This is a genomic window from Polaribacter sp. Asnod1-A03 (genome assembly GCF_045063585.1).
GTDB lineage: Bacteria > Bacteroidota > Bacteroidia > Flavobacteriales > Flavobacteriaceae > Polaribacter.
Genome location: NZ_JBEFOE010000009.1, coordinates 3502973 through 3517735, shown reverse-complemented (window position 1 = coordinate 3517735; position 14763 = coordinate 3502973). Strand labels below are relative to the sequence as shown.

Here is a 14763-nt window from a genome sequence, read left to right as displayed (position 1 = left end):
ACATTTTTCTTCATTTTTCAGAAACACACTTAAACTGACATAAGTTTAAAAACCTCTCTAATGCACTCCATAAAACAAATTAATTGTTAATTAATGGCAAAAATTTATTTCTAAATTTAATAATCAAAGGTAAACCTCTTGCAACCATCCAAAAAATAAAAGCAATCCAAATAGCTGTTAATTTTAAATTGTAATAGTCAAATATCAACAAAGTTGGAATAAAAACTAAAGCTGTAGAAAGGATTAAAAGGTTTCTTAGGTATTTCATTTCTCCCATTCCTTTGAACATTCCATCAAAAATAAAAGTAATTGCATTTATTGGCTGAATGATTAAAACAATCCAAAAAACATCATTAAATTTTTCTAAAACTAAATCGTCTTTTGTAAAAATTAGTCCAACAAAATTATAAAATATAAACCCTATAATAGCGACTAAAACACCAGTTGAAAAACCATATTTAAACAATTTATTACTTAACGTAATTAGTGTTTTATAATCTTTGGCTCCTAATAATTTACCTGATAAAATATTTCCTGCACTAGAATAACCATCAATCATAAAAGCACCTAATAGCCATAAATTTATACCAATTGTATAAGCAGCAATATATTCTTTACCATAACCTGTTGCGTAAGAAGTGGCAAAATACAACGCAGTATTTAAGGCAATTGTTCTAATAAATAAATTACCAATCATACCTAATAAACGCGGAATTTCTTTATGAAAAGGCAAGTTTAATTGTAAAGTAATCGAAGTTTTTTTCATCAATAAAACCACCGAAATTATGGCCATTATAATTTGTGCTATTACACTTGCATAGGCTGCACCTTCAATATTCATTGCTGGTAAAAAACCTTCAATTCCATATACAAAAGCTAAGTCTAAAACAATATTTAAAAGTGCACCAATAATAGCAATTATCATCGGATAAAATGTGTTTTGTAAACCTCTAAAAACTCCAAAAACAGCAAATACAAAAAGTGAAAACGGAAAACCGAAAATTCTAATTTTAAAATAAGTAATACAATACTCTAACACAGTACCAGATGCATTGTAAAACTGAAAAATCTGTTTTGCAAACGGATAAGAAATAGCCAAAACAACCAAACTACCTAAAACAACAATAGCAATTGCTTGTGCTGGCAAACTTTTTACTTGATCTAATTTATTTGCACCAACATATTGAGAAACTATAGACGAAATTGCACTTCTTATTTGGCCGAAAACCCAAATTAGCATCGATATAAATGCGCCCACAATACCAACAGCCGCTAAACTTTCTGTAGCATTTTTATCTATATTACCAATAATTGCGGTATCTGTAATAGACAATAAAGGTTCTGCAATACCAGCAATTAAAGCAGGAATTGCCAAATTATTTATCTTTTTAAAACTAATATCTGTGCTCAAAAATATATTTTTTTACAAAGGTACATTTCTAAATAAGAAAAACTTTAATATTTTAAATCTGCAGGTTCTACAAAATCTTCGTCAATATTATAAATTTCTTTAATATAAGTTTTAATTTCTGTTATAAATACTTCTAACTTTTCTTCTGTAATCTCTACATCTGGTTTTCTATAATTTGATGAAAAGTTAACTGATAAAAAACCACTATTTAAGTTTTTAAAAGAATAAATTCCGCCTTCTAAAGATTTAGAAAAGTCGAAATTTTTACTCTTTGTATACAAATAAGCGTATAATAAAACCTGTATGGCTTTATGATGTTTATCTTCTCTTAAATTCTCAAAATCTGGTACTTTTAAATTTGTACTACTTACCATTCCAGTTTTGTAATCTATAATTCTTAAAATACCATTTAACTCGTCTACTCTATCTACTTGCCCATGAATTTTGACAGGAAAATCTATACCTTCTATTTTTATATAAGTTGCTAAATTTTCTTCGGTAGAAATTATTTTTAATTGATTGTTTTTATCTTTTAGCAACTCTTTTTCTTGCTTTAAAAAATTATTTACAAATCGATTTGCAACCTCAAAAATTAAACGATTTCTTCCAGTAGAAATGTCTCCGTTTTTAAACTCTTCTTTAAAATAATAAATTACCAAATCTTTAGATAACTTTTGCATTGTTTCTATACTTTCTACAGTTAAAAACTTCCCCTCAAAAGGTTTATATAATTTATCTAAAGTTTCGTGCACAACAGTACCTAAAGTGTTGTAAGCAACTGTTTCTTCTACATCTTCAAACTCTGTTAATTTTAACACTTTTTGTTTGTAAAAAGAAATAGGATTGTACAAATAATTAGTTAACGCAGATGGCGAAATTCCTTTTCTTGCCAATTCTTTTAGCTTTTCTAAAACAGCTTCGTTTTTTTTAATCTTTTTTAATTCAATTTTATCAGAAACTATTTTTGGTGCCACAATTTTTTGAACAATATCTGTTCGCATCATTTCTAATTGCGTTACAAATCTGCTTTTTTCCCCTCGTCCAAAAACATCGTGTTCTGTATTATAAATGATAAAAACATTTTTTGCTCTTTGCATCAATCTAAAAAAATGATAGGAAAAAATTGCATCTTTTTCTCTGTAAGTTGGCAAACCAAATTCTACTTTTACATCAAAAGGGATAAAAGAATTTTGCTGACTACTTGCGGGTAAAATCCCTTCGTTTGTAGAAACTAAAACAATGTTTTCAAAATCTAAAACACGTGTTTCTAACATTCCCATCAACTGTAAACCTCTTAAAGGTTCTCCTTGAAAAGACAAACTTTCTGAGGCTATTAATTGTCTAAAAAAAAGTGACAATGTTTTTAAATCAGAAAAATACTTAAACTCACTTTGCAATGTTTTTAACTGCGTAAACGTAGTGTAAAAACGAAACAAATATTCTTTTTCTAAATCTACAACATCTTCTTTTAAACAATCTATTAAATTTAAAATTCTACTTATAAACTCATCAATAGAAACATAACTACTAAAAATAGAAACAATAATTTCTTTTAAGTTTGATGCTATATTTTCTAAAAAATCATGAATGTAGTTTTGGTTGATAAATGTTAGATTTTGTTTGGCAACTTCATCGGAAAAAGCATCTATTTCTGGAATTAATTTATAAATAGATTGATGTTTTAAAAACCGAATAACATCTTTATGATAAAACTCGTTTACAAGCGTTTTTTGCAATTTTTCTTGAGAAATAAACAATTGAAAAATAGAAAACAACAAACTTGTAGTTGGTATATCTTTTAAAGGATATCCCATAGTTATATTGATTGCATTGATGTTTTTTGGCAAAGAATTTAAGGTAATTGGCAATAAAGTTTCGTCTGCCAAAACTAATGCAGTATTTTTAAAATCGGTAAACTTTTCTAAAACTTCTCCAGCATATTTCATCTGAGTTGTATTTTTAGATGCACCAATTACTTCTATTTTTTTAGGTTGAGAAAAAGTATTACCAATGGTTTTAATTTCATTTTTCTCGTAATATTTCCATTCGTTTTTAAACCTTCTTATAAATCTTCCGGCTTGATGATTATTGTAAAAAAAAGCTTCATCAATATCCCAATAAATTTCTGATTTACCCCTTTCTAATACTTTCTGAAACAAATATTCTTCTGCTGTATTTAAAGCATTAAAACCAATAAAAAAGAATTTTTTATGTTTGTTTTCTTCTAAATATTTATCAATTTTTTTACAAGATTCTCTGTAAATTAAACCTTGATAACCAATGTTTTTTTCTACCAAAAAACTATAAAAAGCGTTGTAAAAAATGTTTAATTTTTCTAGAAAAGAATAATGATCTTTCATTAATTCTGTTTCTTTAAACTCACCTTTTACAGACCATTTTTTTAATCTTTGTATATCTCTTAAATAAATGAAAATGTCTTTTGTATTTATTAAATGTTGATCTATCTCGTTAAAATCTTGAATTACCGTAAAAGCCCAAGAAGAAAAAACATCAAAAGTAACAGCATCCTTTTCTAAGCTTTTGTAAATCGTATAAAAATGAAATAATAACTGAATGCTATCTGCTTTTTCTACCTTAGAAACCTGATTAATAAATTGTTCTACATTTATAATTTCTGGTAAAAATCCTGCTATAATTTTATCTTTAAAAACCTGTTTAGCAAACACTTTTGCTCTTTGAGAAGGCAAAATAAACACAACGTTTTCAAAAGATTTTGTGCTTTTTAAAATATCATCTAAAGTATCTGAAATAAAAGATTGCATGGCATTTTTTTGGTTTTCTAAATTACAAAATCTTACATTTATACGTCTTTTAATCTTTAAAATTATTTTAATGTCTGATGCTTTGCACGTTGTAGGAATTCAAGCTGATTTAGCCTGGGAAAACCCAGAAAAAAATCTTATTTTTTTTGAAACAAAAATCAAATCTCTACCTAAAAACCCCCATTTAGTTGTCTTGCCTGAAATGTTTACTACTGGTTTTAGCATGAATCCTGATAAAATAGCAGAAACTATGGATGGTATTTCTGTTACTTGGATGCAGAAAATGGCAATAGAAAATAAATTCGCTATTTGTGGAAGTTTGGTGATATCAGAAAAACCTTTCGACTGTGCTCAAAGTAATATAAAATATTATAATCGTTTGGTATTTGTTCATCCAAATGGCAAAATTGTAACTTATGATAAAAAGCACCCTTTTACCTTGGCTGGAGAAGATAAAGTATATTCTTCTGGCTCAGAAAAATTAATTATTGATTATAAAGGATGGAAAATTTGTCCTTTAATTTGTTATGATTTACGTTTTCCTGTTTGGGCAAGAAATACCGAAAATTACGATCTTTTAATTTTTGTTGCTAATTGGCCTTTAAAAAGAATTAGAGCTTGGGAAACTCTTTTAAAAGCACGTGCAATCGAGAACATGAGTTACGTTATCGGAGTGAATAGAACAGGTAAAGACATAAACGATTATGAATACTCTGGCAATTCTTTAATCATCGATTATTTGGGTGATGAAATTGCCAACATAGAAGATGATTCTGCTGGTATTATAACTAACACTTTACTTAAATCTAAACAGGATTTAGCAAGAAAAAAACTAGGCTTTTTAAATGATAAAGATATTTTTTCTATTCTGTAAAAAACAATAAAAAAACCTTTCGGTTTTAAGCCTAAAAGGTTTCTTTGTTTTATAATTTTTCTAAAAGCTAACAAACAAGTTTAGCCCTGATTGAAATGGCATCCTTTTTTTGTTTTTTCAAAAAAAGATACAATGGAAAGCAGGAAATAGCTTCTAATCTACTAACTTGGTATCATCCATTTAAATTTAAAGTCTGTATCTGGCACTACAATTCTTTCTGTAATCCTGTACATTCTGTCTGGTAATTTCATTAGATAATCTCTTGCTTTTTCTGCTTCTGGTGTAAGGTTTGTAATCTTATCTATCTCCCAAGCTGTGTTTAATTTTCTAATAATATCTACATAATCGAAACCGGTATAAACACCAATTCTTTGAGCTACGGATGAAAAATCATCAAACAAAGATCCTTTTTCATTAAAAGATTCTCTTAAATGCATTGCAGGCATAACAATTTTGTATTTCATCATGTGTTGGAAAGCCAACATCATTTCGCTAGGATCTATTTTAAATATTTCTCTTACAAACTCTGTATACGCTTGATGATGACGCATCTCATCTCCTGCAATAATTTTAGACATTTTTGCTAAAGCTTTGTGTCCTTTTTTACGTGCAATTTTTGCTACGTTATTATGAGAAACATACGTTGCTAATTCTTGAAAACTTGTATATACAAAGTTTTTGTATGGGTCTGTAGATGTACCAATATCAAAACCATCGGCAATTAAATGCTGTGTAGATATTTCTACTTCTCTCATATTAACACGCCCAGATAAGTACAAGTATTTATTTAAAACGTCTCCATGTCTGTTTTCTTCTGCAGTCCAGGTTCTTACCCATTTTGCCCAACTATTGTCTGGGTCTTGGCTAACTCCATCTAAATCCAGTAACCAAGATTCGTATGTTGGTAATGCTTCTTCTGTAATAGTATCTCCTACTAAAACAATCCAAAAATCATCATGCAATTCTTTAGATAATTCTCTAATTTCTTCTACTTCTGATATAAAAGAATCTTTTTGAGAATTTGGTAAAAAATCTGTTGGCTGCCAAATTTTTTCAGCAGGAATTAAGTATTTATCTACAAAAGTTTGCATACTTTTTTCTAAAGTAAGCATCACTTCTTTTCTTACATTGTATATAGACATAATCTTTATTTTATGTTTTCTTTAATCACTTTTTCTGTTTGTTCTAGCAACTCATCAAAAGGTAAAGAGTTAATTTTTATTGGTTTATGAGTCTCAATTATAATTGGACTACCTAAACCTAATGGAAATTTTCCGTATTTAAAAACTTTCCACGAATTATTTATGGTTAAAGGAACAATATATCCTTCTTTATTAAACTTTGTAATCACTTTTAAGCCATTGGAAGCAAATCTTTTAGGTTTACCATCTCTACTTCTTGTTCCTTCAGGAAAAATAACTGCTCCCCAATTATTCTCTTTTATCCTTTTAGAAAATTGCATTAAAGCAGAAATTGCTTGCTTAGGATCTTTTCTATCAATTAAAGCAGCTCCTCCGTTTTTTAAATTAAAAGATATACTTGGTATGCCTTTACCTAATTCTTTTTTTGATACAAATTTTGGTTGATGTTTTCTAAATGCCCAACTAATAGGAGAAATATCAAACATACTTTGATGGTTTGATACAAAAATAAGTGAACTATCTTCTGGTAATTCATGTTTATTTTTTATTCTAACAGAAATACCTAAAATTAAAAGTGATTTTGCTAAAAACCAATTCATATAATCTACCACAGACTGATGCCCTTTATGACCAAATAATTTTAATCCTAACCACTGAAGTGGATGAAAAATTAAAAGCAATAAAAAAAACACGAACACAAAAATTGGTGATAATATGTAACTTAATACTTTCATATTAAAACCAGTTACTCCAAGGGATTCTAGATAATATTAGCAATAATGCAATACCATAAAAAATAGCAAATGTTTTAAATTTTGCAATACTTTCTGTTTTCTTTTTATGTTTAGACCAACCTATTGTTATTAAAACAATTGCTAAAATCATCATAATAGGATGTTCTACAGATAAAAGACGCATACCACTATCACTCATAACAGATGCAGCATCTTCTTTTAATAATTTATAGGCATCAGACATAAAATACCAACCCAAACCTATTAAAAGTTGAATATGAGATACTATTAAGGCAAATAGACCTATTCTTAAATCTTTATCTGTAAATGTTCTTTTTTTAACAACCCCAGTAATAGCATTAAATACTGCAAAAATTAAAATAGCTAATACTAAATATGCCCAATATGAATGTATGTCTTTCATTTTATGAATTTGATTTTATAAAAACGTAAAGTTACTAATTTTATATAAAAAAAAACCACCTCGATTGAGGTGGTTTTGTAATTTTTATAATTATAAGAATTATTCGTTTCTTACGTAAACGCCTCCTTCTTGAATATAATTAATTGTAATGTTATGAGAAGAACCATCATAAACATAAATAGTCATAGCAAATTTTTGACCTTCTGCTAAACCTGGGTAACGAGCTTCTATAACTGTATTTAAAACAGTGTCAATTTGATCATCATCCCAATTAAAAGTACTAATGTTTCCATAGTTTTCTAAGTTACCAACAGCACTAGAATAACCCGCAACATCTCTATAAGTATCTGCTATTAAAGTATAATCAGCACCTGTTAACTCATATTTAATAGTATTGTCAGGAACCCAAGTTGTACCATCATGACCTAATTGTAAAGAAGTAGTAATTGTAGACTCATAACCTGTCCAAACACCAGAAGTAAAAGTATAAAGGTTTCCTCTTAATTGAGCTCCTGATGAACTTGAATAATACTTATAAATTACATCTAAAACATCTCCTTCTTGAGCATAAGGATATTTGATACCTAAGAAAGTAGGTAAATAACCATCAGGAGAAATAGAACTACCAAAGTTATTGTATTCACCTGGTTGATCATCTCCTTCTCCCATAGAATCGAAATCAGCATCACTTAAATAGTAAACACCTTCAGATAATTCCCAAGCAGAACCATCAAAAGTATAGAATTCTGATACACTTACTGTTTCACCTTCAACACCAGAAGCTTTTAAAGCTACATAATTTACTTGATAAGTTCCTGCATCAGTATCTGTAGATGTATATTTAAAAGCAATATTGATAGTTTCTCCATTATAAGCAGCTAAACTATATTCTTCAGATACTATATCATCCCAAGAACTTCCATCAGGAACATTAGTTAAATCAAGAACATCCCAAGTTGCTGTTGTAATATCATCTGTATAATCAGTTGAAATTAAAACACTAAAGCTTGAAGGATCTCCATAATTGAAAGTTTGATTTATTTGAAATGTTGAATTTGGAAAACTAGATAAATCAATATCTGGTGAAATTAACCAATCTTCATTTTCAAATCTATCACCACCGTCATAACCTGTAACTTCAATTCCATATTGAGTAGCTACCCATGTTTGATCTCCACTAACACTTACAGCTTCATAATCTAATAAAGATTTTTCACCTGCAAAATCTGCTGTATAGAATTCTGTAATTCCAATTACAGTTTCACCAACATATTGGCTATATTTAGCTAATACAACATCTCCTTCTTCAGCAGTTGTAAAGTTATCCTCTAAAGTAGTAGGTATAAAATCTCCAGCATTTTCACTTTCATAAAAAGCTACTGCATTGTCTGTTGTAAATGATGGATAATCTGTAAGTTCTAAAGAGTATTCATCTGAATAAGTGTAGTCACTAATACCATCTGCACTACCAACATATAACTTATACTCTATTAACGCAGAAGAACCTTTACCCCAAACTGGATATTTTTCTGTTAAAAAATCAGGAAAAATTTCTTTTGCTTCGTCTTCTGAGTTAAAGCTACCATAAGTTAAACCAAACTCTTCATAATCTTCATCGGTAACCGTATAAGTTACATCACCTACAATTGCTGAAGGATTGGCATCAATCTCTTCATAAATGTCTTCCATTGGGTTTTCACAAGCTGTGAATAACAATGAAAATATTGCTAATGAATAAAATATTTTTTTCATTTTTATAATTTTTTAAAAATTAATTTTTAATCCTAAGTTGTAAGTTCTTCCGAATCCAAAGTATACTAATGGATCATCAGCATCTGTTGCATCAGCAATATACTCTGTATCAAATATATTGTTTATACGAGCAGTAACAGTAGCATCAAATTGACCTAAGCTAAATCCGTGACGTAAACTTGCATCAAAAGTACTATAGTTAGGTGCTTTCCAAGTATTATCAATTCTTTCACTTTCTTCTTTAACTTCTCCTGTTTCAGTAAAGTTTGCACTTCCTAAAACATTAAAATCTGCATAAAGATTAGCAAAGTAGTTATAATCTACAGTAATACTTGTTTTATCCCAAAATTTATATAAGAAACCTAATGCTGCTGTAGTTTGTGCAGCATCTGCAACCTTTAAGTCTTTAATTAATAAATCTACAGTTGCTACTAAATTTTGATCTCCATCAAAGATTGGTGTATCTAAAATATCATTATCCCATTTCCAGTCTCCTAAAGACAACATACCTGTTACAGTTAATTTATCTGAAGGTTTGTAAGTAAAGTCAAACTCTGCCCCTTGGTGTATAGCATCTACACCTAAAATATTTGCTGTAAAATCATCTTGACCTGAAACAAAACTTGGTACAGTTTCTGTAAAAGTTCTATCACTCCATTTAGTTCTGTATAAGTTTACGTTTGCAGCAAATTTTTCACCTCTTAAACCATAACCTAATTCTACACTAAAAATCTTTTGATTTTCTGCATCTTCGTTAATGTCTACGTTATTAAAGTTTGTAAATACTGCATCAAAATCAGCTGGTCTTTCAAAGTAACCAATATTTGCAAAAATATTGTTGTAGCTATCTAAGTTATAGTTAGCCCCACCTTTAATACTATATCCTTGAAAACTATATTTATCAGAAGTTCTTAAGTCACTATCTGGAGTATATTGAAAATAATCTACTCTTTGGTATGATGTATTTTGGAAAGAAGTAGAAACAAAAGCGTTAAAACTATCTGCATCATATTCTAATTGACCAAAGAAACCTAACCAACCAACGTTTCCGTCATTATAATAAGAATATTTATCTCCAACTTGTAAAGCTGCATTTGGATTGTTAATATCTGAATCATCTAAGAAGAATTGACCTCCTAATAAATCCGTTACTTCTCTATAGTGTTTACCTGTATAAGATCTCCAATCTACACCTGCAACTAAATTAAAGCTATCAGAAAGTTCCGTATTAAACGTAGATAAAACACCATACCATACGTGGTCGTTAAAAGAAGCTCTTAAAATTGCTTCAGAACCATCAGCACCGTTTGCTTGGTTGATTTCAACAATATTATCTAAATCTACTGGTTGATCATCTCCACCAATTCTTACATTAAATAAACTTGTGTTGTCACCAGCGGTACCACCTCCACCTCCAGAACCCCAAGAAACGTAGGCTGCTGTAGATAATGAAGTTTTATCACTCATTGTCCAATAGTGGTTTAAAGAAGTTTGAGATTTATGATAGAAGTTATCTTCTATATGCACAACTTGTCCGTTTTTATAACCCCAATCTGGATTAAATTTATTTCCAGACTCAGCATTTCTATAAGTTTCTATTGTACTTCTATTTTGTCTTTGACCATGTCTTTGTGGTGCTCCAAAAGAAGTAAGAGATAATTTATGATTTTCGTTTAACTCTTTAGATAAGTTTACAAAGTAATTGTATCCTTTAAATTGTGTACCATCAATATAACCTTCACCTTCTATTTTAGCAAAAGATACAGTTGCAGCAAATCCATTATCCATTAAACCTGTAGATAAAGTAAAACCTGCTTTTTGGTAACCATCGTTACCTGTAGAAGTAATTATACTACCACCTTTTTGTACATCAGAAGTTTTTGATAAAATATTAATTGTACCACCAATAGAAGGTACAGCTACTTTAGAAGCTCCTAAACCTCTTTGAACTTGCATTGCAGCGGTTACATCAGATAAACCTGCCCAGTTAGACCAGTATACTGCTCCATTTTCCATATCATTAACAGGTACACCGTTAATCATTACAGCAACATTTACAGAATTAAATCCACGTAAGTTAATACGACCATCTCCAAAACCACCACCAGATTTAGTAGCATATACCCCTGGAGTAGATTTTAAAATTTCAGGAAATTCTTGAGAACCTAACTTTCTTTCAATATCAGAAGCTTTAACAGTTGAAACTGCAACTGGAGTTTTTCTGTCAATAGCAAATGATGTAGCAGTAACTACAATCTCGTCTAATGCTCCTGCATCTTCAACTAATTGAATTGCACCTACATTAAGCTTAGATGATGAAAAAGAAACTTCCTTAGCTTTAAATCCTACAAAAGACACTACAAGAGTACCTGAATTAGTTTTAGCGTTTAAAGTAAATTTCCCATCAAAATCTGTTGATGTTCCGTTTGTTGTACCTTTTACAACAACACTTGCGCCTGGTAATGGTTGGTTTGTATCATCTACAACCGTACCAGTAATTTTAGTTTGTCCTAAAACTGTAGCTGTTATAAAAAACAGAGCTACAAATAATAAGTTTTTAAAATTTTTCATTGTTTAATTTTATATTATTAAATGTTCTGCAAAATTGTCTCTTTTGCATTTTACGCGTGTTAACTTAATGTTAAGGTTTAACAAAAATTTAAGACGCTCAAAAATAATAAATAATTAACTAAACATTGAATACAAGTGTTAAAAAAACAGGTATAGTTATCAACAAAACACAACAATATTAATAAAATGATAGTTTATTGATATCGAAAATGAATTTTTATTGATTATTCAACAATTTCTTTGCTAACTCTTTTCCTAGCTCTACACCAAACTGATCATAACTATAGATATTCCATAAAACCCCTTGAGTAAAGATTTTATGCTCATAAAGAGCTATTAATTTTCCTAATGATTTTGGTGTTAATTTATCGAAAAGAATTGCATTACTTGGTCTATTCCCTTCAAAAACTTTAAAAGGAAGTAGTGAATTAATTTTATCTTCATTACCAGAAACTTTTAATTCTAAATGAACTTCTTCTTTTGTTTTACCAAAAGCCAAAGCTTCCATTTGACCATAATAATTAGACATTAATTTTTTATGATGTTCTGTTAAACCATATAAAGACTCTTTATAACCGATAAAATCTGCAGGAATTAACTTTGTACCTTGGTGAACCAACTGCATAAATGCATGTTGCATATTTGTACCTGTGCTACCCCAAACAATAGTGCCTGTTTGATAATCTATTTTATCTCCATTTCTATCTACACCTTTACCATTACTTTCCATAATAGCTTGTTGTAAATAATCTGGTAGTTTCTTTAAATATTGAGAATAAGGTAAAACAGCCTCTGTTTCTGCTAAATAGAAATTATTATACCAAACACTTATCAATGCTAATATAACAGGAATATTTTTATCAAAATCTGTGTTTTTATAATGGATATCCATTTCTTCTGCTCCATCTAAAAGTAATCTATAATTACCATAACCAACAGACAAACTAATAGACAAACCTACTGCAGACCAAAGAGAAAAACGACCTCCAACCCAGTTCCACATCGGAAAAACATTCTTTTTATCAATACCAAAACTATCAACAGCTTCTAAATTTGTAGAAACAGCTACAAAGTGCTTTGGAATATCAAAAATAGTTGCTGATTTTAAAAACCAATTTTTAAGTGTTTCTGCATTAGAAATAGTTTCTTGTGTTGTAAATGTTTTTGATACAATTACAAAAAGAGTTGTTTCTGGGTTTAATTTCTTCATTACTTCAGAAACATGATCTCCATCTACATTAGAAACAAAATGTGTTGTTAATTGATTTTTATAAAACTGTAAAGATTCTACAACCATATCTGGTCCTAAATCTGAACCACCAATACCAATATTTACAATATCTGTAATTGATTTACCAGTATAACCTTTCCATTTACCAGAAATAACTTTATTAGAAAAACTTTTAATTTTTCTTAAAGCAGATTGTATTTGTGGCTTAATATTTTTTCCATCAACCAAAACTGGTTCATCAGAAGTACTTCTTAACGCCGTATGTAAAACAGCTCTTCCTTCTGTAGCATTTATCGCTTCACCAGAATACTGACTTTCAATAGCATCTTTTAAACCAACTTCTTCTGCCAATTCTACCAATAAACTTATCGTTTCTTTAGTAATTCTATTTTTAGAAAAATCTACTAACAAATCATCAAATTCAATAGAAAAATCATCTTTTCTATTATCATCTTTCATTAAATCTTTAATGTTAATGTTTTTGTTCTCAGCAAAATGATCAGTTATTTTTTGCCACGCTTTTGTAGTTGTTGGGTTGATGTTTTTTAAAGCCATTTTTTAGTTTTTTGCAATTATTTCTCTAATTTCTTCCGGTTCTTGAACGGGAATAATTCTGCTATCAAGTTGATATTTAAGTGTTTTTATAAACTCAAAATATCTAGGTTTTATACTTTCTTTTAAAGGTTCTGCTTCTGGTAGTTTTAACTTTGGACTTAGAGGGTCTACTTGCTTACCGTTTTTCCAAAAACGATAACAAACATGTGGCCCACCAGTATTACCTGTCATTCCTACATAACCAATAACATCTCCTTGTTTAACATATTGACCTTTTTTTACATTCTGATTTCTCATATGTAAATATTGGGTAGAATAAGTGCTATTATGCTTTATCTTTACAAACTTACCATTACCACCTCTTCTTGTAGATTCTACAACCGTACCACTTGCAGTCGCTATAATTGGCGTACCTATATTTGCAGCAAAATCGGTTCCTAAATGAGGCTTTATTCTATTTCCGTAATAAGCAATTCTTCTTTTTAAATTATATCTAGATGAAATTCTATACTGAAATTTAATTGGAGATTTTAAAAATTGACTACGCAACATATTCCCTTTTTCATCATAATATTCAGGAACTCCATTAATTGTATCTGCAACAAATTTAAAAGCATATAAATCTTGTCCTTTATGTTTAAATACTGCAGATTTAACATCTCCATAGCCCGCAAATAATGAATCATTTATGTATTTTTCTTCGAAAGTAATTTTAAAAGAATCTCCTTTTTGAAGTTTATAAAAATCTAAAGTCCAGGCATAAATATCTGCCACATAATTTGTTAAAACTCCTGATAGATGTAAACTATCCATAGTTACAGATAAATTAGAATCTATTACTCCTTCTACTGTTTTTACAACTCTTTTAACAGGGTTTTTATGACGCTTAGCTACAATTACAGAATCTTTAAAATCTATAACTGTTGCATTAATTTTATCGTGTTTATAAATAAATACTTGAGCCTTTTCTGTAGAATCTTTACTTGCTAAAATTGTATATGGTTTACCAGCTCTAACTCTTCTTACATCAAAAGTATCTTTTATTTTGGTTGCAATTTCATTAATTTTTGGATAAAAAACATGATGCCTATCTAATATAATACCAAAACTTTCACCACTTTTAATAGTGTCTTGTATTACATTATAATTATCTAAATTATAACCGAATTTAAATATTGGCTTAGGCTTTACTATTACTGGAATCGAAACAGGTTTTTCTATTTCTTTTTTACAAGATGAAAATGATATAATTAAGACTAAAAGGAGAGTTATTCTTTTCAAAAAAC

10 protein-coding genes are annotated in these 14763 nt (G+C 29.2%); 1 reads left to right on the top strand and 9 read right to left on the bottom strand.

Annotation, left to right across the window (positions count from 1 at the left end):
* Nucleotides 1–79 precede the first annotated feature (79 nt).
* Complete coding sequence (locus ACJJVY_RS15790; RefSeq protein ID WP_405611028.1) at nt 80–1411, bottom strand: MATE family efflux transporter; 1332 nt, start codon at nt 1409–1411, stop codon at nt 80–82.
* A 44-nt stretch (nt 1412–1455) separates the two neighbouring features.
* Nucleotides 1456–4194, bottom strand: coding sequence for a PD-(D/E)XK nuclease family protein (locus tag ACJJVY_RS15785; protein WP_405611025.1), 2739 nt, complete (start codon nt 4192–4194; stop codon nt 1456–1458).
* Nucleotides 4195–4264: 70 nt separating this feature from the next.
* Here ACJJVY_RS15785 and ACJJVY_RS15780 point away from each other — a divergent pair, with 70 nt between their 5' ends.
* Entirely contained in the window at nt 4265–5068 is an 804-nt protein-coding gene (locus ACJJVY_RS15780; RefSeq protein WP_405611688.1) for a nitrilase family protein, read from the top strand.
* 161 nt (nt 5069–5229) lie between these two features.
* Here ACJJVY_RS15780 and ACJJVY_RS15775 read toward each other — a convergent pair whose 3' ends face one another.
* The 7 genes from ACJJVY_RS15775 to ACJJVY_RS15745 all read right to left on the bottom strand — a co-directional run bounded on the left by ACJJVY_RS15775 (nt 5230) and on the right by ACJJVY_RS15745 (nt 14758).
* Nucleotides 5230–6210 (bottom strand): acyl-ACP desaturase, encoded by a 981-nt coding sequence (locus tag ACJJVY_RS15775; RefSeq protein ID WP_405611022.1) that lies wholly within the window; start codon nt 6208–6210, stop codon nt 5230–5232.
* Between the two features lie 5 nt (nt 6211–6215).
* Nucleotides 6216–6944, bottom strand: coding sequence for a lysophospholipid acyltransferase family protein (locus tag ACJJVY_RS15770; RefSeq protein ID WP_405611019.1), 729 nt, complete (start codon nt 6942–6944; stop codon nt 6216–6218).
* A 1-nt stretch (nt 6945) separates the two neighbouring features.
* The gene (locus ACJJVY_RS15765; RefSeq protein WP_405611016.1) at nt 6946–7368 is read right to left on the bottom strand and encodes a hypothetical protein; all 423 of its coding nucleotides are present in this window, start codon (nt 7366–7368) and stop codon (nt 6946–6948) included.
* Between the two features lie 99 nt (nt 7369–7467).
* Complete coding sequence (locus ACJJVY_RS15760; RefSeq protein ID WP_405611013.1) at nt 7468–9120, bottom strand: choice-of-anchor J domain-containing protein; 1653 nt, start codon at nt 9118–9120, stop codon at nt 7468–7470.
* A 12-nt stretch (nt 9121–9132) separates the two neighbouring features.
* On the bottom strand, nt 9133–11691 hold the full coding sequence (locus ACJJVY_RS15755; RefSeq protein ID WP_405611010.1) for a TonB-dependent receptor: 2559 nt from the start codon (nt 11689–11691) through the stop codon (nt 9133–9135).
* Nucleotides 11692–11908: 217 nt separating this feature from the next.
* Nucleotides 11909–13477 (bottom strand): glucose-6-phosphate isomerase, encoded by a 1569-nt coding sequence (pgi, locus tag ACJJVY_RS15750; RefSeq protein ID WP_405611007.1) that lies wholly within the window; start codon nt 13475–13477, stop codon nt 11909–11911.
* A 3-nt stretch (nt 13478–13480) separates the two neighbouring features.
* The gene (locus ACJJVY_RS15745) at nt 13481–14758 is read right to left on the bottom strand and encodes a peptidoglycan DD-metalloendopeptidase family protein (RefSeq protein WP_405611004.1); all 1278 of its coding nucleotides are present in this window, start codon (nt 14756–14758) and stop codon (nt 13481–13483) included.
* Between the last annotated feature and the right edge of the window lie 5 nt (nt 14759–14763).